The organism is Marinovum sedimenti, from assembly GCF_054052205.1.
In genome coordinates this window covers 3,206,714-3,232,366 of record NZ_CM133223.1, presented here as the reverse complement: position 1 = coordinate 3,232,366, position 25,653 = coordinate 3,206,714, and the positions used below count along the sequence as shown (strand labels likewise).

Here is a 25,653-nt window from a genome sequence, read left to right as displayed (position 1 = left end):
GATCATTTCAGTAAGAATTAAAAGACACCGGAGATTGCCATGCGCACCACCGCACTTACCTCGATCCTTGCCCTGACACTTGGCGCTGGCAGCGCTATGGCGGAGGGCGAAGTGAACATCTATTCCTCACGTCATTATGACAAAGACGACGCGCTGTATGAGGCCTTTACCGACAAGACCGGCATCGCGGTCAACCGGATCGAAGCCAGCGCAGATGAGCTTTTGGCGCGCCTGACCGCCGAGGGCGTGAACTCGCCTGCGGATGTGTTCCTGACGGTTGACGCAGGCCGGATCTGGCGCGCGGATGAGGCGGGCCTGTTGCAGGCGGTCGAGTCCGACACGCTGAACCAGCGCATTCCGGCCCACCTGCGCCACCCCGAGGGCAATTGGTTCGGCTTTTCCCAGCGCGCGCGGATCATCTTTTACGACAAAAACGATGTGACCGATCCGCCGCAAACCTACGAAGACCTCGCCGACCCGGCGTATGAAGGCCAGATCTGCATCCGCTCGTCGAGCAACGTCTACAACCAGTCGCTGATGGCCTCGATGATTGACGCGCATGGCGAAGAGGCGGCCAAAGAGTGGGCCGCCGGCGTCGTCAGCAATATGGCGCGCGATCCCCAAGGTGGCGACACCGACCAGCTGCGCGGCATCGTGTCGGGCGAATGCGAGATTGTGGTGGCCAACACCTATTATTTCCTGCGCGCCCTCGAGGGCGGCGTTGACGGGCTGTCGGAAAGCATCGACAGCATCGGCTGGGTGTTCCCGAACCAGTCTGACCGGGGCGCACATGTGAACGTCGCCGCCGCTGGTGTGGCCGCCCATGCGCCGAATGTCGACAACGCGGTGGCCTTCCTCGAGTATCTGGCGACCGACGAGGCGCAGTCGTTTTTTGCCAACCAAAACAATGAGTACGCTGCGGTTCCGGGCATCGCCCTGGCGGAAATCCCGGCGCGTCTGGGCCTGTTCCGGTCCGATGGCCTGAACCTTGCGGTGCTGGGCGAGCAGAACCCGACGGCTCAAAAACTGTTCAACGAGGCAGGCTGGGAGTAACCCCAACCTGATCGATCAAGAGCGCCCTGCCGAGAGATCGGCGGGGCGTTTTGCGTTTAGGCCAGTGCCGTTCCGACCTTTTTTATGGGTTAGCGGCGTGGGTTTCGCCGCGCCTTCGCGCGTCGACAGGCCGGGGGGCTTCGCCCCCCGGACCCCCCGATAAAACCAATCCACAGGACTAGCTAGGCGATCTCCGCGCGGCTTAACCGCGCCCCACCCGACGGCACAGCAAGATCACCGGCAGCAGCCCAACCGCCACGATCACGAGGCTCGGCACCGCCGCCCCATCCAGCCGTTCATCCGCCGCCAAACGGTGCGCCTGCACCGCCAAAGTATCGAAATTGAACGGCCGCAGGATCAGCGTTGCGGGCAATTCTTTCATCACATCGACAAAAACAATCAACAGCGCTGTCAACAAAGAGGGCGTCAGGATCGGCATATGAACCCGGCGCAATGTGCCGTAAGAGGTCTGCCCCAAGACCCGCGCGGCAGCGTCAAGATTGGGGTTGATCGCGCTTTGCCCGCCTTCATAAGCTCCGATGGCGGCGGCAAGAAACCGGATCAGATAGGCAAAGATCAACACCCAGATCGACCCAGTGAACAACAGCCCCGTCGACACCCCAAACCAGTCGCGCATCACCGCATCAAGCGCATTGTCAAACGCCGCAAACGGCACCATCAGCCCCACCGCGATCACGCCGCCGGGCACCGCATAGCCCAGCCGACCCGCCTGCAGCGCCCAGCGCGCGCCCGGTGTTTTCGACGCCCGGTGGAAATAGCCCAAAACCACCGCCGCGCCCACCGTCACCACGGCGGCCACCCCGGCGAGGATCAGCGAATTCTGGATGAAACCGACATACCGACGGCTCAGCAGGTCCTGCCCCGACCCCTGCCCCATGATCACCAGCGCCACGATCGGCACCAGCACGCCAAGCAGCACGGGAATGGCACAAAGCGCCCAGGCCGCAGCTTCTGACCAGCCGCTCAACCGCAGCCGCGTCAGCCGCTCAACCTTCTGGCCGGTGTGATATTTGGCCTCGCCGCGCGAGCGCCGCTCGAGCACCGCGAGGGTCAGCGCAAAGGCCAGCAAGCCCAACGAAAGCTGCGCCGCCGCCCCCCTGTCGGCCATGTTGAACCAGCTGGTGTAGATGCCGGTCGCAAAGGTTGGCACGCCGAAATACGACACGGTGCCGAAATCCGCGATGGTCTCCATCGTGGCAAGCAAGACGCCTGCGGCAATCGCCGGGCGCGCCATCGGCAAGGTCACCTGCAAAAACGCCTGCAACGGCGTCTTGCCCAAGGCGCGGGCGGCGTGAAAGGTGCTGGCGCTTTGGCCGAGAAAGGCCGCCCGCGCCAGCAAGTAAACATAGGGGTAAAGCACCAGCACCAGCATTGCCGCCGCGCCGCCAAGGCTGCGGATTTCGGGAAACCAATAGTCGCGCGGGCCCCAACCCATCGTCGCGCGCAGAGCGCTTTGCACTACACCGGGATGGTCGAGCAAATGGGTGTAGGCATAGGCCAGCACATAGGCGGGAAAAGCCAGCGGCACCACGAGCATGATCTCAAAAAAGCGGCGACCGCGAAATTCGGTCATCGTCACGAAACAGGCCGCGCCAGTGCCGATGGCCAGCGTGCCTGCGGCAACCGTCGCCACCAGCACCAGCGTATTGCCGATGTACTGCGGCAGCACCGTCGACATCAGATGGGCCAATGTTTCGACGCCGCCGGTGAGCGCCGCAACCAGCACCGCAACAATCGGCAAGAGGCACAGCAGTGCGACACCAAAGGCCCCGCTCCGGAACAGTCGGAGAGGTTCGGCCTGAGGACGGCGTGCGGACGCACGAGAGGTTGAGGGGGCTGCCATCCGAGGTTTTCTGTCAGGTTAGCGCGGGGCGCGCAAGACCCCCGCTGGCCTACCGACTTCGGACGTGCTGCTGCGCATCAGGCGAGATCTCGGAAAAGGCTGCGCGGCGCAGGCCGAGATCATGGAATGTATGGCAAGCGCGCCCCCGGTTTTTGGAGGCATAGAGTGCGATGTCGGCATCTTCTTGCATGCGCGCCGCATCGGGATCCTCATAGTCTTCGCTCAGGGTGATGCCGATGCTGGCCGAAACCCGGCACATCGCGTCACCAAAGGGGATCGGCGTTGCCAGTCGGGTCACGATCCGTTCGGAGATGTCCGACAACCGCTTACGGTTCAATCGGCCAACAAGGAGCAGCGTGAATTCATCGCCGCCAACGCGCGCCACGGTGTCTCCTGCGCGGGTTTCCTCGACAAGAACCTTGGCCACCTCTTGCAGCACATGATCACCCGCAGCATGCCCCATTCCATCATTGACCTCCTTAAAGAAGTCGAGATCGAGGTGCATCAGCGCAAACCGGTCGGTTCCGGCCACAGACCGGGCCAGCACATGGTCCATGGCGCGGCGATTTTTCAACCCGGTCAGCGTGTCGGTAAAGGCCTGTTCCTCGGCCGCGATACGCGCGCAATTCAGCTTTTGGTTAAGGTTGCGCGTGGCCGTCATCGCGGCGGTTTTCGCCTCGATCAAGTAGAGCATTTCGATGGCCAGATCGGTGGCAGCGAAATCAGCTCCGGTCAGGGAAAAATCGCGCACGGCATCCATCACGGAAATGCCGAAGGACAGGTTGACGATCATACCGCCGCCATCGTCCAAAACCGGCACCAGCACCCCTTTCAGCGCGGTCTGCGGCCCGGTTCGGAACCGCAGATGCAGCTTGGTTCCTGCATGGGCGCTTAGATGGGCCATATCGGTTACGGCGCGCGGGCGGCGCAATTCGAACACCTCGAGAAACCTTTTGCCGGGCAGGCACTCATCGGGTTTGAGCTTGGCCAGCGTGGGTCCAACGTGCGCGATATGCCCGGTTTGATCCAGCGCGAGATGCATCGGGCACAGCACATCCATAACGGCGTTACAGCGTTCCATCATCCCCGGTCCGCCCCCGATGTTGCCAGCTCGAAACTGCGCCCTTCGGCAAAGGCGGCCTCGACCAGCGTAATCTCGATCAGTTCGGTGCCTTGGAACAGCCCCTTATGCTCCAGATAGACCAGCGCACCGTAATCATCGGCCATCGCCCTCAGCACGCCGACAAGCAGATGCCCCATGCCCGCAGGTTCGCCGGTACAGGCCAACGTGAACCGATTGCCGCCAAGATCCCGCAATTCCAGCGTCGGCAGGATAAGGTCATCAACGGCCAGCCGCGCACGGTCGGGCAGATCATCAAGAGAGTGCAGGAAATCCAGAAACGTCACACCGCTGAACCGCAGCAATCTGCGGGGCGCTTTGACCTCGGGATTGGAAATCAGATAGGTGCCGATGTCTTCGAGCACAGTATCGCGATCCTTGCCCAGTGCAGCCGCCATTTCATCCAGCATGCGCCAGGTCAGATCACTGCCGTAGTGCATCATCGGTTCGAAATCGCTGAACTCCAGATCGAGCCTGCGCACAAGCTCGCCCCAGGCCGGGGCACCATAGGTATCGCGATAAAAACACTGAATCGCTCGATTGATCAGACCATGCATAGTCACCTCTCCGTTTGACGCAGCATGGGGGACAATCTCTTAACAATTGCCCAACAGATAAAGTTTTATGGAATGATCCCGATCTCTCCGAAGGTAATCATCTGCTGTCCGCTTGGCACAATTGCGATGTTGCCGGTGCGAATAGCCTCGACAAGCGTCTCCCACTGGCCCGACAACGGCACGCCCGTCACGTCGGACAGCCGATTTCGGCCAGAATTCAAACGGCCATTCAAACGGCTGACCACAAAGATACTGAAGCCGGTAAATCGATCCGTTCGTTGCAGCAATATGCCCTCGTCACCCGGTTTATGCGGGTTGAGATCCGCGAGGACCAACACACAGCCGGGGCCGTCTTCGCCGCCACGCGCACAGCTTTTCGTGAGACTTTCCAACAGGTAAGGCGGCAAAGTTGCCAGCTCCTCGACGCTGGTCTTCTGACCTTCGGGAAAAACGGCGAGACGCGCCAGAATATCCGCCAGCGCGCGGTCCGACACTGCCGTCTCTTGCCGATCCCGATCATAGTCATACCGATTCGACACCTTGCCAAGCACCGCGAGCGCCTCCTTCAGCGCCTCGGCCTCGGGGTGCGCGCCCGCCGCAGCAATGCCCGAAAGCCGGTCCAAACCCGAGGCCCCCGCGCGGCCCCAATCCGCCTTCATTTCCCACAGCGCGAGCCCGTCGACATCCACCTCCTGCGCTTCAAACCGCGCAATCTGGGACCGGGTCGATATCGATTCGGCGTTCAGAACCGGCGTCAGCCAAAGCGCCGCCAAGGCCATCACCACCAGCGCCATCCCCAGATTGACCTGCCGAATGCGCTGCGCCCAGTCGCGCCGCACCGCCACGCCCGCATACAGCGCCGCATAGCCCAAAAGCACCGCCGCGCTGAGCCCGGCGGCCAAACGCTCCGGCGTCCAGCCATGCGCCGCCACCCGAAGCCACACCGTCCAGACCGCCGCCGCCGTCAACAGGGGCAGCATCACGCATATCGCCCGCGCCGCGCCCCGCATCACGCGGGCCTCGGCCTCGTCCGCTGTGCTGCGGTCCAACGCCGAAGTCACCAGCGTGATCGCGGCAATCGCCACCGCCATCAAGGTGGCCGCAACCGAGAGATCGCCGAACAATCCATCCAGCCCCCGCACCGGCAGCGCCAGCAGAAACACCGCCACCACCACTGTAAGAACAGGCAGGATCACCCGAAACAGCCGCAGCACCAGAAACGGCGATACATAGGCGCGCAACTCATGCACAATCGCCATCGCCAGCCCCAAAAACACCCCGGTTAGCGCAAAGGGCACCGGGTCAACCTCAAGCAGGCGCCGGATAAACGTCACCCCCACCAGCCCAAGCAGCGCATCCGACAGGTACACCAGCCCCCAGGCCACGCCGGTGAACAGCCACGCCGCGAGATAGCGCACCAGCACAGCCCAGGCGGTATCGAACAACAGCGGATAGTGCAGCGCCCCGCCCCGCCGCTGTAACCCGGCCGAGACAAACGGCGTGCCAATCCCGAACAAAAAGGTCATCGCGGCAATCGGCAATCCACTGTCGAAAATCGGGCCCGGCGTTTCAAAGCGAAACGAAGACCACAGCAAGAGCCCCGCCACGAACAGCGCCAGAGCGCCCGCACCGGCCAGCGCGCGCGGCCAGCTGAGCGGCCCGACCAGCGCCAGCAGCAAGGCAAAGCCGCCCATGACCGTCGTGACCGCAAACAGAAACAACCGGGGCCGGAGCAGCACATTTTCGGCCAACTCACTGAAATACCACGCGGCCAACCCCGCCAGCGCGCCCACCATCGCAAGGATAAGCCGGTCGAGCGCGGTATCGGTGTCTGGCTGCGGCATGGCGGGGCTCCGGCTGGGTTGCCTGCCGAGTTTGGCGATCTGCGGCGGCGAAGGCCAGACCCGCTCACGCGGATGTCACCCCGCGACCAGTTGCGCCGGGCGTCCATCAAGCCGCAGAACACGGTCGGCCAGCCGCCGCGCCTCGGACGCAACATGCGTCACAAGCAGCGTCGCCACCGGACGCGCGGCGCGCAGGTCCTCAAACAGGGTCATCATCTCATCCGCCAGCGCCGGATCCAGTGACACAAAGGGCTCGTCGAGCAACAGAACCTGCGGTTCGGCGGCAAAGGCCCGCGCCAGCGCCAGCCGCCTCTGCTGGCCCAGCGACAATTGCCCCGGCACATCCGCACCGCGCCCGCCAAGCCCGACGTGCTCTAGCCACTGCATCGCTTCCGGGCGCGTGCAGCCCACCGTCAGGGTGATGTTCTGCGCCAGATCTTTCCACGGCAACAGCGTCGGCTCCTGAAACACCATCGACACCCGGCTGCTGCCGGTCAGTCTGCCCTCAAAGCCGGACTCCAACCCCGAAATGATCCGCAAAAGCGAGGTCTTGCCCGCGCCGGACGGACCCGCCAAAGCGACTGTTTCGCCGGGCATCAGCGACAGCGAGAGCGGGCCAAGGATTTCCTCGCCCGCCACGCGCCACCGGCGCAGATCAAGGGACAGCGCCTGCCCCATGTCCACCATGCCCGCTCCGTCAGCTGCCATCTTGCAGAAACACACCCTCGGGCAGATCGGTCGCGTCGCCAATCAGGTCAGCCCCGCCAAGCTCCGCCATCAGCCGCAGCATCTGCGCCGCCGCCGCTTCGTCCACCGGCCCCGGTGCCGGAATACCGGCGCGGAACCCGGCCACCAGACCGTCAAACTCCGCGTCAGTCTTGGCGTTCATCCGAGGCCGCAACCGCGCCCATTCCGCATCATCCTCGGCCAGGATCTCCTTGGCCGCCCGCGACGCTGTCGCCAGCCCCTGCACCAACTCCGGATTTTCGCGCAGCAGCTCACCCTTGACCACATAGCCCAAAAGCGGCGTTTCAGGATCAAGTCCCAGCGCCTCGGCCGCCTCTGACACATCGACCAGCTTGCGCATGCCGCCCGCTTCCATTTTGGCCATGAAATGCCAGAAATTGATCGCCCCGGCCAGATCACCGCCCAACGCAGTCTTAAAGATCAGCGGCGGCGCACCGAACACCTGCTCGGTCTCTGCTTTCAGATCAAAGCCGTAGGCCTTCTCGGCGTAAGCCTGCAAAATCAGCCAGGATTTATCCAGCGGCCCGCCGGCAATGCCAATCTTGCCGCCCTTAAGGTCGGCCAACGTCTGTGCCTTGCTGCCTTCAGGCACCAAAACCCCGCCAACCGCCTTGGAATACGGGATAAACACGAAATCCTTGCCCGCTGCCCGTTGCCGCGCAACCCAAAGCCAATCCGACACGATCACATCCGCCGCACCGCCCTGAAACGCCACCTGCGCCGCCGATCCCCCTGCCACGCCCTGCACCTCAAGCTTGAACCCATTGGCAGTGTCGAGGCCGTTGTGCCCGATCACATCCAGCTCCCAGTTTACAGTGCCGAATTTCAACACCGACGCGCGCAACACCGGGGTCTCGGCCAGCGCGGCGCTCACACTCAGACCCAGCGCCAAAGCCGATGCCGTCAGTTTGCCGAAAAAGCTCATCACATATCCTCCCAAGATTGCCGCCAACTCTAACAATCCTCGGCCAAACGCGCACCTAGACCAAAGGCGCAGACCGCCCCGCCCCGCACCAAAACCGTGAGTCGGGCGCGGGTCAAGGATCGCCGCAGGCGACCGCCGAAGGCGGCCAACGGTCCTTGAGGCGCGCGCGACTCGCCTCACCCTCGACGACGCGCCTTGAGGGGCACAAAGCCCCCTCAAGCGCCTCTCAGCGAATTATGGCGACAGATCCATTTACGCTTCCTTAAAAAGGTCCGTCACGCCGCAAAACCCATAATAAAAGCGCGCGGTAGCGCTCATTTTGAAAACCGCTCGCTTAGAAATCGCAAACCCGCCCCCAAGGCCACCGGCCCCTGCCAAAACACGCCCTGTCAACACCGCAAGGGTCGTAAGACCATTGTGCAATACCGCAATCACGGCGTCGCGAGGATACTTCCGGCGGGACTTGGGGGCGGCCATGCCGTCTCTCTCGATCTTTGAGATACATCTGGGAGGAACTCATATGAACCGGTTTATCACCGCCGTCACCGCTGCCATTCTGGCCGCCGGCATGGCACAGGCCGAAGTGACCGAGGCCGATCTGGCCAACGATCAGGCCACCCCCGGCGACGTGCTGACCAACGGCATGGGCCGCCATCTGCAACGCTATTCACCGCTGGAAACCCTCAACAAGGACAACGTCAAAAACCTTGTTCCGGCTTGGGCCTTCTCGATGGGCGGCGAAAAGCAACGCGGTCAAGAAGCGCAGCCGATTGTGCATGACGGCGTGATGTATGTGACCGGCTCTTACAGCCGCATCTATGCCATCGACCTCAAGACCGGCAAGGAACGCTGGCAGTATGACGCCCGCCTGCCCGAAGGCATCCTGCCTTGCTGTGACGTGGTCAACCGCGGTGCCGCGATCTATGGCAACAACATCTATTTCGGCACGCTCGACGCCCGCATCGTGGCGCTGAACAAAGACACCGGCGATGTGGTCTGGCGCAAGAAACTGGCCGACTACAAAGAGGGCTACTCCTATACCGCCGCCCCGCTGATCGTTGACGGCAAGGTCATCGTCGGCAACTCCGGTGGCGAATTTGGCGTTGTCGGCATGGTCTATGCCTTTGATGCCGAAAATGGCGACGAAGTCTGGACCCGCCCGGTGATCGAGGGTCACATGGGCACGCTGAACGGCGAAGAAAGCACCATGACCGGCACGCTCAACGCCACCTGGCCCGGCGACATGTGGAAAACCGGCGGCGGCGCGACCTGGCTTGGCGGCTCGTATGATGCCGACACCGACACGCTGATCTTTGGCGCGGGCAACCCGGCTCCGTGGAACTCATGGCTGCGCAATGCGGGTGACAAGAACGATGGCAGCGGCGACAACCTCTATGCCGCCTCGCGCATCGGCATCAATCCCGACACCGGCGAGATCAAGTGGCACTACCAGACCACCCCGCGCGAAGGCTGGGATTATGACGGCGTCAACGAGGTCGTCTCTTACGTCGACCGCGAAGGCAACAAGCGTCTCGGCACCGCCGACCGCAACGGGTTCTTCTATGTTCTGAACCGCGAAGACGGCGCATTCATCTCGGCGGCGCCTTTCGTCAAGGACATCACTTGGGCCGAGGGCATCGACGACACCGGTCGCCCGATCTTTGCAGAAGACAACCGCCCCGGCGACCCGTCCGCAGCGGTGGATGGCAAGAAGGGCGACGTGGTCTTTTCCTCGCCCGGCTTCCTGGGTGGCAAAAACTGGATGCCGATGGCGTTCAGCCAAAAGACCGGCAACTTCTATGTGCCCTCCAACGAATGGGGCATGGACATCTGGAACGAGCCGATCAGCTACAAAAAAGGCGCGGCCTACCTCGGCTCCGGCTTTACCATCAAGCCCAACTACGAAGACCACATCGGCTCGCTCAAGGCGATTGATCCGGCGACCGGCGAATGGGTCTGGGAATACAAGAACGACGCTCCGCTGTGGTCGGGCGTGATGACAACCGCGGGCGGCCTCGTGTTCTTTGGCACCCCCGAAGGCGAGCTGATCGCTCTGGATGACGAGACCGGCGAAAAGCTGTGGTCGTTCCAGACCGGCTCCGGCATCGTCGGCCAGCCGATCACCTGGGAAATGGACGGCGAGCAATATGTCGCCGTGGCCTCGGGCTGGGGCGGTGCGGTTCCGCTCTGGGGTGGTGAGGTTGCCAAGAAGGTGAACTACCTCAACCAAGGCGGTTCGGTCTGGACCTTCAAGCTGCCGAAACAGCTGGCTTCGGCCAACTAAACCCCTCGCATAAGCAGCTTGTAGAGGCGCGTCCTTCGGGGCGCGCCTTTCTTTTCAGAGGCGCTCCGCTGACATGCTCTTATCGGCGTAGCGCGCACCTTTCAGACAAGCACCCGCGCGGAATCAAGCCCGCAGGGCGCCGCGCATCGCCGGGCCGCCCCCCGGCACGGCGATTTGGCAGCCCGAAGCGCGTTGATCAGAGGTTTCACGGGTTTGGCCAATATAAAGTGCCCCCAAGCGCCGTCGGATCGCCGCACCACGGCCCAACGACACGCAGCTTGCGCTAATCCCGACCCCAAGCGCACGTCGGGTGGCGATTGTCCCAGCCCGGAATCAAGCCCGCAGGCCGCCGGGCCAGCGCCGGTCCGCCCTCCCGGGGTGGCGCTTTGGCTGGCCTCATGGGCATACAGTAAGCTTGTCCGAATTTTGCAGACATAAAGCGTCAGGCATGTTCGTCAGGCCGCCCCCCCACGGACCAGCGCTTGCCCGGCACGCGTGGGGCAAGGTCGCGATGTCCGCCACAGCCCAAACCCCAAACGTCCACTTACCCCAGTGCTGCCAACAAAGCCTGCGACGGCACGCCAGTCACCGCCAGCCCTCGCCGCGCCTGAAACGCCGAAATCGCCGCGCGGGTCTTGTCGCCAATCACCCCGTCCGCGCCCCCGGCATCAAACCCCAGCGCCTCAAGCCGCTGCTGCATCCGTACCCTATCAGCCTTGGTCAGCCCATACTGATCCGGCGGAAACGACGCCCGCAACGGCCCACCGCCAGCAATGCGATCCGCCAGATGCCCAACGCCCAAAGCATAGGCATCCGAGTTGTTGTACCGCTTGATCACGTTGAAATTGCTGGTAACCGAAAACGCCGGCCCGCCCGATTGCGGCTGAAAAACCCGCCCCGACGGCGCACCGGCCCCGGCCTCAGCGCCCCAGCGCTGCCCCCGCACCCAGCCATGCCGCGACAGATAGGCCGCCGTTGACGCCAGTGCATCCGACGGATCGTCAGACCAGATATCGCGCCGCCCGTCGCCGGTGTAATCGACCGCATACTCCTGAAACGTCGTCGGAATAAATTGCGTATGCCCCATCGCCCCGGCCCAACTGCCCGTCATCCGCGACGCAGCAATATCGCCGTTCTGCAAAATCCGCAGCGCCGCCAACAACTGCGCCTCAAAGAACGCCCCCCGCCGGCCATCAAACGCCAATGTCGAGGTCGACGAGATCACCGGGATCTCCCCCTGCCGCTCGCCGTAAAAGCTCTCCAACCCCCAAATCGCCGCAACGATATAAGCATCGACACCGTACTTGGCTTGAACCGCACGCAGGGTCCGCTCATGCCGGCCAAACGCCGCCCGCCCCTTGGCAATGCGCTCGTCAGACGCGGCAATCGAGAGGTAATCCTCCAAAGTGCGCTTGAATTCGGTCTGATTGCGGTCCCGCGTCACCACGCCGGGCAGATACCCCGCCCCGCGAAACGCCGCCGACAAGGTGCCCTGCGAAATCCCCTTGGCCGCCGCCCGTTCCCGAAACAACACCACCCAGGCGTCATAGCGCGCATTGGCCACCGGGCGCAGATCGGCCGACACCCCCGCCGCAGACCCGCTGCTTGTCACCACCGGGCCACCACATCCGGCCAGCCCGAACGCCGCCAAACCCATTCCAAATTGCCGCCGAGAAACTCTCATCACACTGCCCTCATGATCCATTGAGCGGCAACTTACCGTATCGCGCAGTCCGCGCAATCACAGCCCTGCATCGCGCCGCCCAATCGGCAATCTTCCCCGCTTTCCACAGGCAAAAGCAGCAAATATCTCTGGGTAGGCCAGCCAAAGACTCCCTTCCCCCGTGTCCGGGGGAAGGTCAGGATGGGGGCCGAGGCCTCCGGTGCGCCAAAGGCGCGCATGTTAGAAAGGCGCGATTGCGGACGGAAAACCGGGGCCCACTTTTCCTGCAATACGCTGGGTCAAACGCGATTGCGGACGGAAAACCGGGGCCCACTTTTCCTGCAATACGCTGGGTCAAACGCGAGTGCAGACGGAAAACCAGCCGTTAAAGCTGGTCCATCACCTCATCCGAGGCTTCAAAGTTCGCCGTCACGCGCTGCACATCGTCATCGTCTTCCAACGCATCAATCAACCGCATCAGCTTTTGCATACCGTCCAGGTCCAACTCCGTGGTCGTGGTCGGCTTCCAGATCAGCTTGGTGCTCTCCGATTCGCCCAGTTCCGCCTCAAGCGCGTTGGACACATCGTTTAGGTCGGTATCGGCGCAATAAACCACATGACCATCTTCCGAGCTTTCGACATCCTCGGCACCGGCCTCGATCGCCGCCATCATCACCGTGTCGGCGTCGCCGATCTCGGCAGGATAAACCACCTCGCCCTTGCGCTCGAACATGAACCCAACGGACCCAGTCTCGCCCAGATTGCCGCCCGATTTGGTAAAGGTCGAGCGCACGGTCGACGCAGTGCGGTTGCGGTTGTCGGTCATCGCCTCAACGATGACAGCAACGCCGCCGGGGCCATAGCCCTCATAGCGGATCTCTTCGAAATCATCCCCGTCACCGATCTGCGATTTCTTGATCGCGCGGTCGATCACGTCCTTGGGCACCGATTGCGATTTGGCCTCTTTTACGGCCAGCCGCAGACGCGGGTTCTTGTCGGGGTCAGGGTCGCCCATCTTTGCGGCGACAGTGATCTCTTTCGAAAGCTTGGAAAAAAGCTTCGAACGGAGAGCGTCCTGGCGCCCCTTGCGGTGCTGGATATTTGCCCATTTGGAATGGCCGGCCATGGCTGCCTCTTCATCATGTCTGCGGATCAGGCGCTTCTATAATCCAGCAGGGCCTACATTCGCAAGGTGGTGCACGCCGCAGCGGCCCATGTTTGTGCCGCGCGGTGCCGCCCCACCTGCCCCATTGACCCGAGTTACAGCCCGACCCACCCCGTAAGATTATTTCGAAGGACGGTGAAAAACTTTCTGTACGGCTTGGCAGCCAGTGCTAGGTCTAACCCTATGACGACAGATCAGATCATCCTCTTTTTGCTGTTTGGCGGCGTCTTCGGCTTCCTTCTCTGGGGCCGGTTTCGCTATGACATCGTGGCCTTCACCGCGCTCTTGCTCGGCGTGGTATTGGGGGTCGTCGACACCAAACACGCCTTTGACGGCTTCGGCCATCCCGCCACGCTGATTGTGGCGCTGGTGCTGGTGGTCTCGGCGGGGCTGGTGCGTTCGGGCGCGGTGCTGCTCATCACCCGCACGCTGATCGACCAGAGTCGCGCACTTGGTGGCCATATCGCGCTGATGGGCGGAGTCGGCGCGGTGCTGTCGGGCTTTATGAACAACGTCGCCGCGCTGGCGCTGCTGATGCCGGTCGACATCCAAACCGCGCGCAAGGCGGGCCGGTCGCCGGCGCAATCGCTAATGCCGCTGAGCTTTGCAACGATCCTTGGCGGCATGGTCACGCTGATCGGCACGCCGCCCAATATCATCATCGCCTCGATCCGCGGCGAGCAGTTGGGCGAACCCTTCAAGATGTTCGATTTCGCCCCGGTGGGCGGCGTGGCGGCGTTGGCGGGGTTGTTGTTCGTCGCCCTCATCGGCTGGCGCCTGATCCCGCTGCGCGAAGACGCGCTGAGCAAGGCGCGCGAGCTCGAGCCTTATATCGCAGAGCTGACCGTACCTGCGGACAACAAGGTGGTTGGCCAGCGGGTGCGCGACCTGACCGAAGCGGCTGACAAGGCCGATGTCTCGATCCTTGGCCTGATCCGCGGCGGCAAGCGGCGCTATGGCGCGGTGCTGAACACCAAGATCGATGCCGGTGACGCGCTGGTGCTTGAGGCCACCCCCGAGGCGCTTGACGAGTTCCGCACCAACCTTGACCTCGCCTTTGCAGACGAACGCCGCGAAGAGCTGCTTCAGGCGGAAACCGACGGTCTGTCGCTGGTCGAGGTGGTGGTGCCCGACACCTCGCGCCTCAACGGCAAGACGGTGCAATCGGTCGGGCTGGTCTGGCGCCACCGCACGATTTTGATGGGCATTTCGCGCAAAGGCCAGCGCATCACCAAACAGATGGGCCAAACAATCATCGAGCCTGGCGACATCCTGCTTTTGCTCGCCCCGCGCGAAAGCGCCACCGTGGTGACCGATTGGCTTGGCGTTCTGCCGCTGGCGGATCGCGGGTTGGCTGTGACCGAGAATTCCAAGACATGGGCCGCGATTGGCCTGTTTGCCGGGGCGGTGGCCGCCGCGAGCTTTGGCTTGATTTATCTGCCGGTGGCCTTGGGGCTGGTGGTGGTGGCCTACGTGCTGCTCAAAATCCTGCCTCTGGCCGAGCTTTACGACCACATCGAATGGCCGGTGGTGGTGCTTTTGGGCTCGATGATCCCGCTGGGATCGGCGCTTGAGACATCGGGCGGCACCGAGTTGCTGGCCGGAGGGTTGGTTGGGCTGACCGAAGGCTGGCCGGTCTGGGCGGTGCTGACGGTGCTGATGGTGGTGACGATGACGCTGTCGGATGTCCTTAACAACACCGCGACGGCGATTGTTGCCGCCCCGGTGGGCATCCAGATGGCGCAGACCTTGGGGGTGTCTCCCGATCCGTTCCTGATGTGCGTGGCAGTGGCGGCCTCGGCGGCGTTCCTGACGCCGATTGGGCACAAGAACAACACGCTGATCCTTGGCCCCGGCGGCTATCAGTTTGGCGATTATTGGCGGATGGGATTGCCGTTGGAGATACTGGTGATCGCGGTGTCTATTCCGTCGATTCTGGTGTTTTGGCCGTTGTGACCGATTTGAAAATGGAGCGCTGTGCGCGCTTTGGGTGTTTGCGTTCGGGCCACGCAGACCTTGGGGGTTCCACCCCCAAACCCCCGAGGTATTTTCGGCCTTATGTATCAAACGCACCAAGCCCGCGAGGGCTGAGCGAAAGCGGGGTGTGAGCCGTGAACAGCGATCACCTCCTAATTGTAGAATCCGGGAAAGGCTGAAACAATCATCTTTATTGGATAAATGGAGATTAATGTGAATCCCGGAGACAAAATACCCACGGAATCGGTCTGATGATCTGACCGTCGCGGAGCAAAATTCCGCAGTCTGACACCCGAGGCAAATGAGCTGAGGGTGGGGAGATGTATTCTGTGGATTTATACAGCCGGGTCCGTCTGGCATGCCATGTTGAAGGTATGAGCAAGAGTGCCGCTGCGCGTCTTTTCGGGATCGACCGTAAGACGGTGGCAAAGATCCTGCTGCATTCCGTTCCTCCAGGGTATCGGCGATCTGCTTTGCCTGTCCGCCCGAAGCTGGATCCGTTCATCCCGATGATCGACCAGATCCTCGAAGACGATAAGCGGGTTATCAAGAAGCAGCGCCATACTGCCAAGCGCATCCATGAGCGTCTGCGCGATGAACATGGCTTCACCGGTGGGATCACCATTGTCACGGATTATGTGCGGGAGAAGAGACGCCGGACCCGCGAGGTTTTTGTGCCCCTATCACATGCGCCTGGGCACGCTCAGGTGGATTTTGGGGAGACGCTTGGCGTGATTGGCGGCGTTGAATGCAAGCTGCACTATTTTGCGATGGTCGACATTGGGAGCGCCATTGGTCCGAGCGACAATGTCGACGCCACACTCGGATGCGTTCTTCATCAAAGCCTATCCGGCCGAGACCACCGAAGCCTTCTGCGACGGGCATGTCTCTGCTGTTGCGTTCTTCGGCGGCGTGCCTGTGTCGATCCTCTACGACAATACCATGATAGCGGTGGCAAAGATTTGCGGTGACGGCAGCCGAGAACGGACCAGGACCTTTGCCGAGCTGCAGTCATATTACCTGTTTGACGACAAGTTCGGTCGGCCCGGCAGGGGCAACGACAAAGGCAACGTCGAAGGCGTGATCGGCTATGGACGGCGTAACTTTATGGTTCCCGCGCCACGGTTCAACAGCTTCGATGAGTTGAACATCTGGCTGGAAGCGCGATGCCTGAAGCGCCAGAACGATACCGTACGTGGTCACACCGAGCCGATCGGCGAGCGCCTGATGCGGGACCTGGACGCGCTGATGACGCTGCCGCCCACGCCGTATGATGCCTGCGAGAAGGTCAGCACCCGGGCCACGTCGATCTCGATGGTCCGCTATCGCAATAACGATTATTCCGTTCCGGTGGCCTATGCGCACCACGAGGTCCAGGTTCGTGGCTATGTTCATGAGGTCGTCATAGGGTGTGGCGCAGAGGTGATCGCCCGCCATCATCGGTCATACGAGAAGGCCGATATGGTGTTCGATCCGATGCACTATCTGCCTCTGCTGGAGCAAAAGGTCGGGGCTCTGGATCAGGCTGCCCCGCTCAAAGGCTGGGACCTGCCGGATGAGTTCGCCACCTTGCATCGATTGTTGGAAGCTCGGATGGGAAAGAAAGGCAAGCGCGAATACGTCCAGGTTCTGCGTCTGCTGGAGACGTTCGAAATGGTCCATGCCCATGGCGCGATCAGGCATGCGCTGGAGCTCGGGGCGATCGGCTACGATGCCGTCAAGCATCTGGTCCTGTGCCGGATCGAGAAGCGCCCACCACGGCTCGATCTGGACATCTATCCCTACCTGCCCAAGGCACAGGTCGGGACCACAAATCCGGCCAGCTATATGAGCCTGATGTCCGGGGCCGCGTCATGAGCGACGCTCCCCAGGTCCTGCTGCAGCATCATCTCAAGAAGCTGCGCCTACCGACCTTCAACAGCGAGTACGACAAGCTGGCCCGGCAGTGCGCCGCAGAGAACAAGGACCATGTTCACTATCTGCTGCGGCTTTGTGAGTTGGAGCTGATCGAGCGTGAGCGCCGGATGATCGAGCGCCGGATCAAGGCCGCGAAGTTCCCGGCTACCAAGAGCCTCCCCTCTCATGATTTGCTAAGCAAATCACTGCCGGGCAACGGACAGCTTCGACTTCAAGGTCATTGCATCCCTGAACAAGGTCCTGACCATGGAGCTTGCCCGCTGCGCCTTCGTTGACCGCCGCGAGAACGTCATCGCCCTGGGCCCAAGCGGCACCGGCAAGACCCATGTCGCCCTGGGACTGGGATTGGCGGCCTGCCAGAAGGGTCTGAAGGTCCGCTTCACGACTGCCGCTGCCCTGGTTCATGAACTGATCGAGGCTGCCGATGAACGGCGCCTGCAGCGCCTGCAAAAGCTCCTGGTCAGCCAAGACCTTCTGATCATAGACGAACTTGGCTTTGTTCCGCTGTCCAAGACAGGCGCCGAATTGCTGTTCGAGATCATCTCCCAGCGCTACGAGCGCGGCTCGATAATCATTACCTCAACCTGCCCTTCGATGAATGGACCGAGGTCTTCGGCTCAGAACGTCTGACCGGTGCCATTCTGGACCGCCTGACCCATCATGTGCATATCCTGGAAATGAACGGCGAGAGCTTCCGTTTGCGCCAAAGCCGAAAAGCCCAATCCTGAAATCCACATACCAAGATCGGAAGGGCTGGCCTGCGGCCAGCGCGCCTTGACACGCGTCAGCTATTTGGCAAGCACGCGCGCCAAGGCGCCGCTAACTCCCAACCAAACTGTCCAATTTTACACCGGGAAACTGACCCTTTTTGCGCCGGGATTGACACCTTGCCGGGTTTTGTGGCTTTTTATTTTCTAAACGCTAAATGTTGATTCGGCAACCCCGAATCCTGTCAATACCGTTTTCAGCGCGAGAGAGGTCCGCCTGTGCGACGTTCATCTGCCAAGGGGGTGAGGTGCAGAGTGGGAGTTGCGCGCGTGTATGGCTCACACAGGGCCTATTTTGGACGTTCCTAAAATGTACCACACCCGCCCCTCACGCTTCACCAGTCCCGCCATGCGCAACTTGCTGAGCGTAGTGTCTGTGCGCCAATAGAGTTGTTCCGAAGGCACTTCTGGCCGCAGGGGCGCGAGGTGCGCTACAAGCTCCCTACGGGTCATGGGCCGCTCTGATAGTGCGCCCATCACCATGCGTCGCATCTGCCCCCGTTTGGCTGGGTGTTGGATCATCCGGGGCAGGTAATCGACGCCACGCAATGCCAAGAGCGCTTCGGCCAATTCCTGAACCTCTCCGCCGTCCCTGCGCAGCGCCAAAAGCGCGTTGTTGATCGTCCTGTCCTGCATGGCCCAAGGGTGATTCACATGGGCCTGAAAGTCAGGTAGATTGTTGGTGCGTTTGATACATAAGCCCGGGTATTTTTAAACAGAAGAAGATCAGGACTTTTGCTATTGCGGTCCGCGCGCTAGGAGATTGGGATGTCACAGTTTTTGATCCTGCAATTGCGCCCCGAAACCGATGCCTCTGACGGCGAATATGATGCGATCCGCGCGAAAGCCGGGTTGGCAGAGAGGCAGTGCCACCGGATACGGCTGGATTGCGAAGAGCTGCCGCAGGGGCTTGATCCGCGGGACTTTGCCGGGGTGATTGTTGGGGGCGGGCCGGGCTGTGTGTCTGATCCGGCTGAGGGCAAAGACCCGGTGGAGGCGCGGATTGAACGCGCAGTGCTGTCACTGATGCCCGCGATTACGCAGAGCGATCATCCCTTTATGGGCTGTTGTTACGGCATTGGTATTCTAGGCGCGCATCTGGGCGCAGACGTGTCGAAGGCGCGATATGGCGAGGCCGTGGGGCCGACGCTTTGCGAGATGACCGAGGAGGGCGCGCGTGATCCGCTGCTTGAGGGTCTGCCGCAGCAGTTTGAGGCGTTTGTCGGCCATAAAGAGGCGCTTCAGGGTCTGCCTGCGGGCTGCACCCATTTGCTCGCCTCTGCGCCCTGCCCGTTTCAGATGGTGCGCCACGGGGCCAATGTTTATGCCACGCAGTTTCACCCCGAGGCCGATGGCGCAGTGTTTGAGGCCCGCATTCGCACCTATCGCAGCCACGGCTATTTCCCCCCCGAAACCGCCGATGACCTGATTGCCATGTGCCACGCCGCCGATGTCCGCCAGCCCGAGATCATCCTGCGGCGGTTTGTCGAACGTTACGGGTGAAGCGGCCAGAAGAACGGGATCGCGAGGCTCGCCAGTATTGAAATCGCGATGTTCATCGGGATGCCGACGCGCATGAAATCGGTGAATTTGTAGCCGCCCGGCCCATAGACCAGCGTGTTGGTCTGATAGCCGATCGGTGTGGCAAAAGCGCAGGACGCCGCGATCATCACCGCCACCACCAGCGGCCTTGGATCGAGGCCCAATGCCTGCCCCAGCGCGATGGCAATCGGGGCCATGATCACCGCGACCGCGTTGTTCGACACGATCTCGGTAAAGATGGTGGTGAGCAGGAAGACGCAGAACACCACCATTGGCGCTGGCAGAACCTCAAGCCAGGGCGCGATACCATTGACGATCAGGGTCACCGCGCCCGAGTGCTGGAGCGCGGCACCGACCGCCAACATGGCAAAGATCAGCGCCAGCAGGCGGCCATCGACAAAGGAAAACGCTTCTTCCGCATCAATGCAGCGGGTCAACAGCACCACTGCCAGGGCGATCACCGCCAAGGCCAGAATCGGCGCGACGCCCAAGGCGGCGAGCACCACGATCCCCAACAGCGCGCCAATGGCGATGGGCGCATGGCCCCGGCGAAAGGCACGAGCCGAGGGCTGGGACACGTCGACAAGGTCCATATCGACCGCGAGACGCTGAATATCGGCGGGCGACCCTTCCAAAAGCAGGGTATCGCCAACCTTCACCACGATCTGATCAAGCTGTCGGCCAATGTTCTGCGACCGCCGGTGCACCGCCAGCGGATAGACCCCGTAACGGCGGCGCAGGCGCAGATCGCCAAGGCTGCGGCCGACCATCTTGCAGCCCGGCGTGATCAGCACCTCAACCGTCGCGGTCTCGACCGCCGAGACCTGATCGACGCGTTTCAGCTCTTTGTTGGCCTGCAACGACAGCAATTCGGTCATCTGGGTGCGCAAAACCACGCGATCCCCGAGTTCAAGCGTGACCTCCGACAGGTTGCGCCGCAGCGAGGTATCGCCCCGGATCACGTCAATCAACCGCACGCCATCGCGTTTGAACAGTTGCACGCCCAGCACCTCGCGCCCGATCAGGTTCGATTCTGGCGGCACCACGGCTTCGGTAAAGAACTTCATCTTCGAGCGGTCCGACGACAGCATGTTGGCCATTAAATCGCGGTCGGGCAACAGGCGCGGGCCAAGGAACGCCAGAAACGCCAGCCCAGTGCCGCAAACCACCAGTCCGATGGGCAGGATCTCAAAGATGCCAAAGGGTTCTAGCCCCTGCGCCCGCGCCACGCCATCGACCAACAGGTTCGTCGAGGTGCCGATCAGCGTCAGAGACCCGCCCATGATCGCGGCATAACTCAGCGGGATCAACAGCTTGGACGCCTTGATCTTGAGCACATGGCTCAGCCGTACCACCACCGGGATCATCACCACCACAACCGGCGTGTTGTTCATGATCGCCGAGGCCGCCATCACCATCACCACAACGCCTGCAACGGCGCGTTTGGGCGCAACTTCGGCGCTGCGTTCGGCGGCGCGGGTCAGCACATCCAAAGCGCCGGTGCGCACCAGGGCCCCCATGATCAGGAACATCGCCGCAATCGTCCAGGGGGCCGGGTTCGACAGGATCGAAATCGCCATGTCATACGGCAGCACCCCGGTCGTCAACAGCACCGCAACGCCGCCAATCGCCACAACCTCGGTCGGATAGGCCTCGCGGACAAACAGCACGAACATCACCGCCACCACGCCAAGCGCAAGGAAGGCCTGTCCGTTTTGCGACAGATCTAACATCTCGATCATTTTGGCCTCTTCACTGCGCCCAAAGGCCAGTGTTACCGCAGTGCGCGGCGGCGGCAAGACCCGGTTTGCACGCGGGGGTCACGTCAGACGGGGCCGCTTTGCTGCAGCCGCCCGCCTTGGCGCACCATATGCACCGCTTGGGTCTGTCCGGTGCGGTCATCGATTTCGGCCATCAAGCCGCAAAGCGTTGCCTCTTCGGGGGCCGGTTTGAACCGCCCCTTGGGCATACCGGTCACAAACCGCCGCATTGGCTCGGCTTTTTCCATGCCAATGACGGAATTATAGTCGCCACACATCCCGGCATCGCTGAGATACCCGGTGCCGCCCGGCAAAATCTGGGCATCGCCGGTGGGCACATGGGTGTGCGTGCCAACCACAACACTGGCACGGCCATCGCAAAAATGCCCCATGCCCATTTTTTCACTGGTGGCTTCGCAATGCACATCAATCAGGCTTGCTGCCACTTGGCCCCCGCGCGGATGTTTGCGCAACAGGCCATCCACCGCCGAAAACGGATCGTCAAACGGGCGTTTCATAAACACCTGCCCGAGCACCTGCGCCACAAGGATCTTGCGACCACGCCCGGCATCAAAGATCGCCGCGCCGCGCCCCGGTGCATCTTTGGCAAAGTTCATCGGGCGCAGAACGCGCGGCTCAGTCTCGATGAATTGCAGCATGTCGCGCTGGTCAAACGCGTGATCGCCCAGGGTGACACAGTCGGCCCCGGCCTCAAGCAACAGCTTGGCATGGTCGCCGGTCAGCCCGGCCCCATTGCTGGCATTTTCGCCATTGATCACGACGAAATCCAGCTTCCATTCGGTTCGGAGTGTCTTGAGCCGCTCTTGAACGCCTGTCCGTCCGGACCGGCCCACCACATCGCCTAGAAAAAGTATACGCATGAAATTGGCCTAATCTGCCGCCGCGGTCTCTTCAAGGCTGATTTGAGCACGCGGTTAAATAATTAACCATTGCCCGTGACGTGGACGCACGTTGGTCGCGCCGCTAACTTACTGCCCCGGCGCGATAATCCCTTGCTCGGTCACGATAAGGTCAAGCGGCTGGTCGGTCGGCTCCAGCGGCAAATCGGCGTCTTCCTGCGCAGCGTAGGCAAAGCCCACCGCCAGCGTCGGGCGTTTGGCGCGCAGCATTTCCAGCGTTCGATCATAGAAGCCGCCGCCATAGCCCAGCCGCCCGCCCGCACGCGAAAACGCCACCAGCGGCACGATCAGGATTTCGGGCTCGATATACTCAAGCGTCGCCGGCACCCGCGCGCCAAACGGCCCGTCAACCATGGCGCAACCCGGCTCCCACAAGGCAAACTTCAGCGGCTGGCCCTTGGCCGCAATCACCGGCACACAGACAGGGCCATGCGCCGCCGCCTCTTCCATCGCGGCAAGCGGATCAATCTCGGTGCGCATCGCCATATAGCCCGACAGCGGCACGCCACGATGGCCCGCCAGCACCGAAGACAAACTCCCCGCGCGCCCCGGCCCTGCCGTATCATGCGCCACCTGCCGCCGTGCAAACGCCGCCGTGCGCGCCGCCCGCTTTTGGTCGTCCAACGCGGTCACAACAGCACCACCACCGCCAACCCGAGAAAGGCGAAGAAGCCGACAATATCCGTAACCGTCGTCACAAAGGCCCCCGAGGCCAAGGCCGGGTCAACGCCGACTTTCTCAAGCACCACCGGGATCACCGTCCCGGCCAAGCCCGCCACCACCATGTTGATCACCATCGCCGTGGCAATCACATAGCCCAAGGCCGGCGAGCCAAACCAAACGATGCCGACAATCGCCATGATCACAGCAAACACCACGCCATTGATCAGCCCAACAAGGCATTCACGCCGAATAACCCGCCAAACATTGGCGCCGGTAAGGTCTTTGGTGGCAATCGCACGCACCGCCACGGTCAGCGATTGCGTCCCGGCATTGCCGCCCATCGACGCGACGATCGGCATCAGCACGGCAAGGGCCACCAGCTGCGCAATGGCATCCTCGAACTGCGCAATCACCATCGAGGCCATCACCGCCGTCACCAGATTGACCGCCAGCCACGGCAGCCGCTGCTTGGTGGTTTCAATCACCCGGTCCGACAGCGACCCTTCGCCCACACCGGCCAGCCGCATGATGTCTTCTTCGTGCTCTTCGTCGAGGACTGCCATCGCATCATCGATGGTGATCACCCCGACAATCCGGCCCTCGTCATCGACGACCGGCGCGGAAATCAGGTGGTACTGGTTGAAGGCATAAGCCACGTCGCCTTCGTATTGCGTGGCCGGAATGATCTGAAACACATCCTCGACCAGCTCGGTCAGCGGCACATCGCGCCGCGCGCCCATCAGGCGGCCCAGCGTCACGTTGCCCAAGGGATGCAACCGCGGATCCACCAGCGTGACGTGGTAAAACTGCTCCGGCAACTCCTTGCTAGAGCGTAGGAAATCGATGGCATCGCCCACGGTCCAATGCTCGGGGGCCATCACCACTTCGCGCTGCATCAGACGCCCGGCGGAATACTCCGGATAGGCCAGCGACTGCTCAACAGCGACCCGCTCGCTGTCTTCCAGCGCGTCCAGAATGGCTTCTTGCTGCGGCTCTTCGAGGTCTTCGATCAGGTCGACAACATCATCGCTGTCGAGTTCACGCACCGCGTCGGCCAGCACCTCGGGCGTCAGCACCGCGATCACTTCCTCGCGGATACTCTCATCGAGTTCAGACAGAATCTCGCCGTCGAATTCCTTGCCATACAGCCGGATCAGCCGCGCCCGGTCATAAGAATTGACCTGTTCCAGAAGGTCGGCGATGTCAGCCGCGTGCAGCGGTTCCATCGCCGCAACAAGCCCCTCACGGTCGTCCGTTTCGACCGCATAAAGGATCGTCATCACCGCCTTGCGGTTCAGCGTATAGGCGTCCTCGTGGTCCGCCGCGTCGTCGGGCATTTCTTCGATCTGATCCGTCATCGCATGCCCCTGTTTGACACTTCGCTCGATTTGCGCGGACCTTACGATAGAGTATGGCAAAGCAACAGAGGCACCGGGGCAAATCCACGTCGGAAACCCGCGAAATTGCCCAAAGATCTTGCTCAGGAAAGGACGGCCATGCAGCTGCTCACCGGACAAACACTCAGCTTTCACGCCGATCCCTTTGTCGTGCCCCATGCGGCCGCCACCACCCTGCGCAGGCGCGGCGCAGTCTTGATCGACGGCGGCCGGATCGTGGCGGTGGACGAGGCTGATTCCCTGCGCGCCGCCCACCCGAAGGCCGAGGTGGTCCCCTACGGCGATGACCTGATCTGCGCCGGGTTCGTCGATGCGCATGTGCACTATCCCCAGACCGCAATCATCGCCAGCTGGGGGTTGCGCCTGATCGACTGGCTCAACACCTATACCTTCCCCGAAGAGGCCCGCTTTGCCGATCCGGCCTATGCCGACCTGATCGCCAAACGCTACCTTGATCTGACAGCGGCACATGGCACCACCACCATGGCCAGCTTTTGCACCATCCACCCCGAGAGCGTCTCGGCCCTGTTCACCGAGGCTCAGACGCGCGGCCAATGCGTGGTGGCGGGCAAGACCTGCATGGACCGCAACGCCCCCGATGACCTGCGCGACACCGCCCAAAGCGCCTATGACGACAGCCGCGCCCTGATCGAACGCTGGCACGGCACCGACCGGCTGCACTACGCCATCACCCCGCGGTTCTCGCCCACCTCGACCCCCGATCAACTGGCCGCACTTGGCGCGCTCTGGTCCGAACACCCGGACTGCCTGATGCAGACCCACCTCAGCGAACAGACCGACGAAATCGCTTGGGTGAAAGACCTCTACCCCGACGCCCGCGACTACCTCGACACCTATGAGGCACATGGATTGCTCGGCGCGCGCGGCCTCTATGGCCACGCCATCCACCTTGAGCCGCGCGAAATCGACCGACTGTCAGAGGTCGGCGCGGCGTTGATCCACTGCCCCACCTCCAACACCTTCATCGGCTCCGGCCTGTTCCGCACCGCCGCCCATAAGGCCCGCGGCCTCACCGTCGGATTGGCCACCGACACCGGCGGCGGATCAAGCTTTTCCATGCTGCGCACCATGGCGGCGGCCTATGAAATCGGCCAGCTTGTCGGCACCCCCCTGCACCCGGCCCAGCTGATGTGGCTCGCCACCGCAGGCTCGGCCCAGACGCTGCACCTCGGCGATCAGATCGGCAGCCTCGCCCCCGGCTACGCCGCCGATCTGGTGGTCCTGAACCTCGCCTCAACCCCCGCCATCGCCCAACGCCATGCCGAAGCGCAAGACCCGTGGGAGGCGCTGTTCCCCACCCTGATGATGGGCGACGACCGCGCCATCCGCGCCACCTGGATCAACGGCAAAGCCACTACGTGAGTCGGCTGTGGGTCAAGGTTGCGCAGCACCCGCGCAGCGGGCCGAAGGACCTTGAGGCGCAGACGACTCACCCCACCCTCGAACAGGCACCTTGAGGGGCAGACA

Annotated in this window: 18 protein-coding genes and 2 pseudogenes; 7 read left to right on the top strand and 13 right to left on the bottom strand. The window is 62.3% G+C overall.

The window, feature by feature from the left end; genetic code table 11:
* The first annotated feature begins 39 nt into the window (after positions 1 to 39).
* Positions 40 to 1,053 (top strand): extracellular solute-binding protein, encoded by a 1,014-nt coding sequence (locus tag ACW9UO_RS15495; RefSeq protein ID WP_457086669.1) that lies wholly within the window; start codon positions 40 to 42, stop codon positions 1,051 to 1,053.
* Positions 1,054 to 1,255: 202 nt separating this feature from the next.
* Here ACW9UO_RS15495 and ACW9UO_RS15490 read toward each other — a convergent pair whose 3' ends face one another.
* The 6 genes from ACW9UO_RS15490 to ACW9UO_RS15465 form a co-directional block, all read right to left on the bottom strand.
* Positions 1,256 to 2,917: an ABC transporter permease gene (locus ACW9UO_RS15490; RefSeq protein WP_457086668.1), complete on the bottom strand. Its 1,662-nt coding sequence runs from the start codon at positions 2,915 to 2,917 to the stop codon at positions 1,256 to 1,258.
* A 49-nt stretch (positions 2,918 to 2,966) separates the two neighbouring features.
* Positions 2,967 to 4,001, bottom strand: coding sequence for a diguanylate cyclase domain-containing protein (locus tag ACW9UO_RS15485; protein ID WP_457086667.1), 1,035 nt, complete (start codon positions 3,999 to 4,001; stop codon positions 2,967 to 2,969).
* Complete coding sequence (locus ACW9UO_RS15480) at positions 3,998 to 4,594, bottom strand: heme NO-binding domain-containing protein (protein ID WP_457086666.1); 597 nt, start codon at positions 4,592 to 4,594, stop codon at positions 3,998 to 4,000. The genes ACW9UO_RS15485 and ACW9UO_RS15480 overlap by 4 nt, the downstream gene beginning before the upstream one ends.
* A gap of 65 nt (positions 4,595 to 4,659) precedes the next feature.
* Positions 4,660 to 6,438 (bottom strand): DUF4153 domain-containing protein, encoded by a 1,779-nt coding sequence (locus ACW9UO_RS15475; RefSeq protein WP_457086665.1) that lies wholly within the window; start codon positions 6,436 to 6,438, stop codon positions 4,660 to 4,662.
* A 75-nt stretch (positions 6,439 to 6,513) separates the two neighbouring features.
* Positions 6,514 to 7,146, bottom strand: a complete 633-nt coding sequence (locus ACW9UO_RS15470) for an ATP-binding cassette domain-containing protein (protein ID WP_457086664.1) — start codon at positions 7,144 to 7,146, stop codon at positions 6,514 to 6,516.
* Positions 7,136 to 8,110, bottom strand: coding sequence for an ABC transporter substrate-binding protein (locus ACW9UO_RS15465; protein ID WP_457086663.1), 975 nt, complete (start codon positions 8,108 to 8,110; stop codon positions 7,136 to 7,138). Before ACW9UO_RS15465 ends, ACW9UO_RS15470 begins: the two co-directional genes overlap by 11 nt.
* 520 nt (positions 8,111 to 8,630) lie before the next feature.
* On the opposite strand from ACW9UO_RS15465, the gene ACW9UO_RS15460 reads away from it, so the two are divergent.
* Positions 8,631 to 10,394, top strand: coding sequence for a PQQ-dependent methanol/ethanol family dehydrogenase (locus tag ACW9UO_RS15460; protein ID WP_457086662.1), 1,764 nt, complete (start codon positions 8,631 to 8,633; stop codon positions 10,392 to 10,394).
* A 544-nt stretch (positions 10,395 to 10,938) separates the two neighbouring features.
* On the opposite strand, the gene ACW9UO_RS15455 is transcribed toward ACW9UO_RS15460, so the two are convergent.
* Both ACW9UO_RS15455 and ACW9UO_RS15450 read right to left on the bottom strand, forming a co-directional pair.
* A complete protein-coding gene (locus ACW9UO_RS15455) occupies positions 10,939 to 12,078 on the bottom strand; it encodes a lytic murein transglycosylase (protein ID WP_457088673.1) in 1,140 nt (379 codons plus the stop codon).
* A gap of 364 nt (positions 12,079 to 12,442) precedes the next feature.
* Positions 12,443 to 13,183, bottom strand: a complete 741-nt coding sequence (locus tag ACW9UO_RS15450) for a YebC/PmpR family DNA-binding transcriptional regulator (RefSeq protein ID WP_457086661.1) — start codon at positions 13,181 to 13,183, stop codon at positions 12,443 to 12,445.
* A gap of 222 nt (positions 13,184 to 13,405) precedes the next feature.
* On the opposite strand from ACW9UO_RS15450, the gene ACW9UO_RS15445 reads away from it, so the two are divergent.
* From ACW9UO_RS15445 to istB, 3 genes and pseudogenes are all read left to right on the top strand, one after another.
* Entirely contained in the window at positions 13,406 to 15,178 is a 1,773-nt protein-coding gene (locus ACW9UO_RS15445; protein ID WP_457086660.1) for an SLC13 family permease, read from the top strand.
* A gap of 341 nt (positions 15,179 to 15,519) precedes the next feature.
* Positions 15,520 to 17,056, top strand: a pseudogene (gene istA / locus ACW9UO_RS15440) (IS21 family transposase).
* Positions 17,053 to 17,844, top strand: a pseudogene (istB, locus tag ACW9UO_RS15435) (IS21-like element helper ATPase IstB). The pseudogenes istA and istB overlap by 4 nt, the downstream one beginning before the upstream one ends.
* 318 nt (positions 17,845 to 18,162) lie before the next feature.
* Here the strand turns inward: istB and ACW9UO_RS15430 are convergent.
* Positions 18,163 to 18,519 (bottom strand): hypothetical protein, encoded by a 357-nt coding sequence (locus ACW9UO_RS15430; protein ID WP_457086659.1) that lies wholly within the window; start codon positions 18,517 to 18,519, stop codon positions 18,163 to 18,165.
* 132 nt (positions 18,520 to 18,651) lie between these two features.
* Here ACW9UO_RS15430 and ACW9UO_RS15425 point away from each other — a divergent pair, with 132 nt between their 5' ends.
* Positions 18,652 to 19,386: a glutamine amidotransferase gene (locus ACW9UO_RS15425; protein WP_457086658.1), complete on the top strand. Its 735-nt coding sequence runs from the start codon at positions 18,652 to 18,654 to the stop codon at positions 19,384 to 19,386.
* Here the strand turns inward: ACW9UO_RS15425 and ACW9UO_RS15420 are convergent.
* From ACW9UO_RS15420 to mgtE, 4 genes are all read right to left on the bottom strand, one after another.
* Positions 19,377 to 21,167 (bottom strand): SLC13 family permease, encoded by a 1,791-nt coding sequence (locus ACW9UO_RS15420; protein WP_457086657.1) that lies wholly within the window; start codon positions 21,165 to 21,167, stop codon positions 19,377 to 19,379. The genes ACW9UO_RS15425 and ACW9UO_RS15420 overlap by 10 nt on opposite strands.
* Positions 21,168 to 21,250: 83 nt before the next feature.
* On the bottom strand, positions 21,251 to 22,066 hold the full coding sequence (locus ACW9UO_RS15415) for a TIGR00282 family metallophosphoesterase (protein WP_457086656.1): 816 nt from the start codon (positions 22,064 to 22,066) through the stop codon (positions 21,251 to 21,253).
* 108 nt (positions 22,067 to 22,174) lie between these two features.
* Positions 22,175 to 22,738, bottom strand: a complete 564-nt coding sequence (locus tag ACW9UO_RS15410) for a 5-formyltetrahydrofolate cyclo-ligase (RefSeq protein WP_457086655.1) — start codon at positions 22,736 to 22,738, stop codon at positions 22,175 to 22,177.
* On the bottom strand, positions 22,735 to 24,126 hold the full coding sequence (gene mgtE, locus ACW9UO_RS15405; protein WP_457086654.1) for a magnesium transporter: 1,392 nt from the start codon (positions 24,124 to 24,126) through the stop codon (positions 22,735 to 22,737). The genes ACW9UO_RS15410 and mgtE overlap by 4 nt, the downstream gene beginning before the upstream one ends.
* A 138-nt stretch (positions 24,127 to 24,264) precedes the next feature.
* Between mgtE and guaD the strand changes: the two genes are divergently transcribed.
* Positions 24,265 to 25,548, top strand: coding sequence for a guanine deaminase (gene guaD, locus ACW9UO_RS15400; protein WP_457086653.1), 1,284 nt, complete (start codon positions 24,265 to 24,267; stop codon positions 25,546 to 25,548).
* Positions 25,549 to 25,653 lie beyond the last annotated feature (105 nt).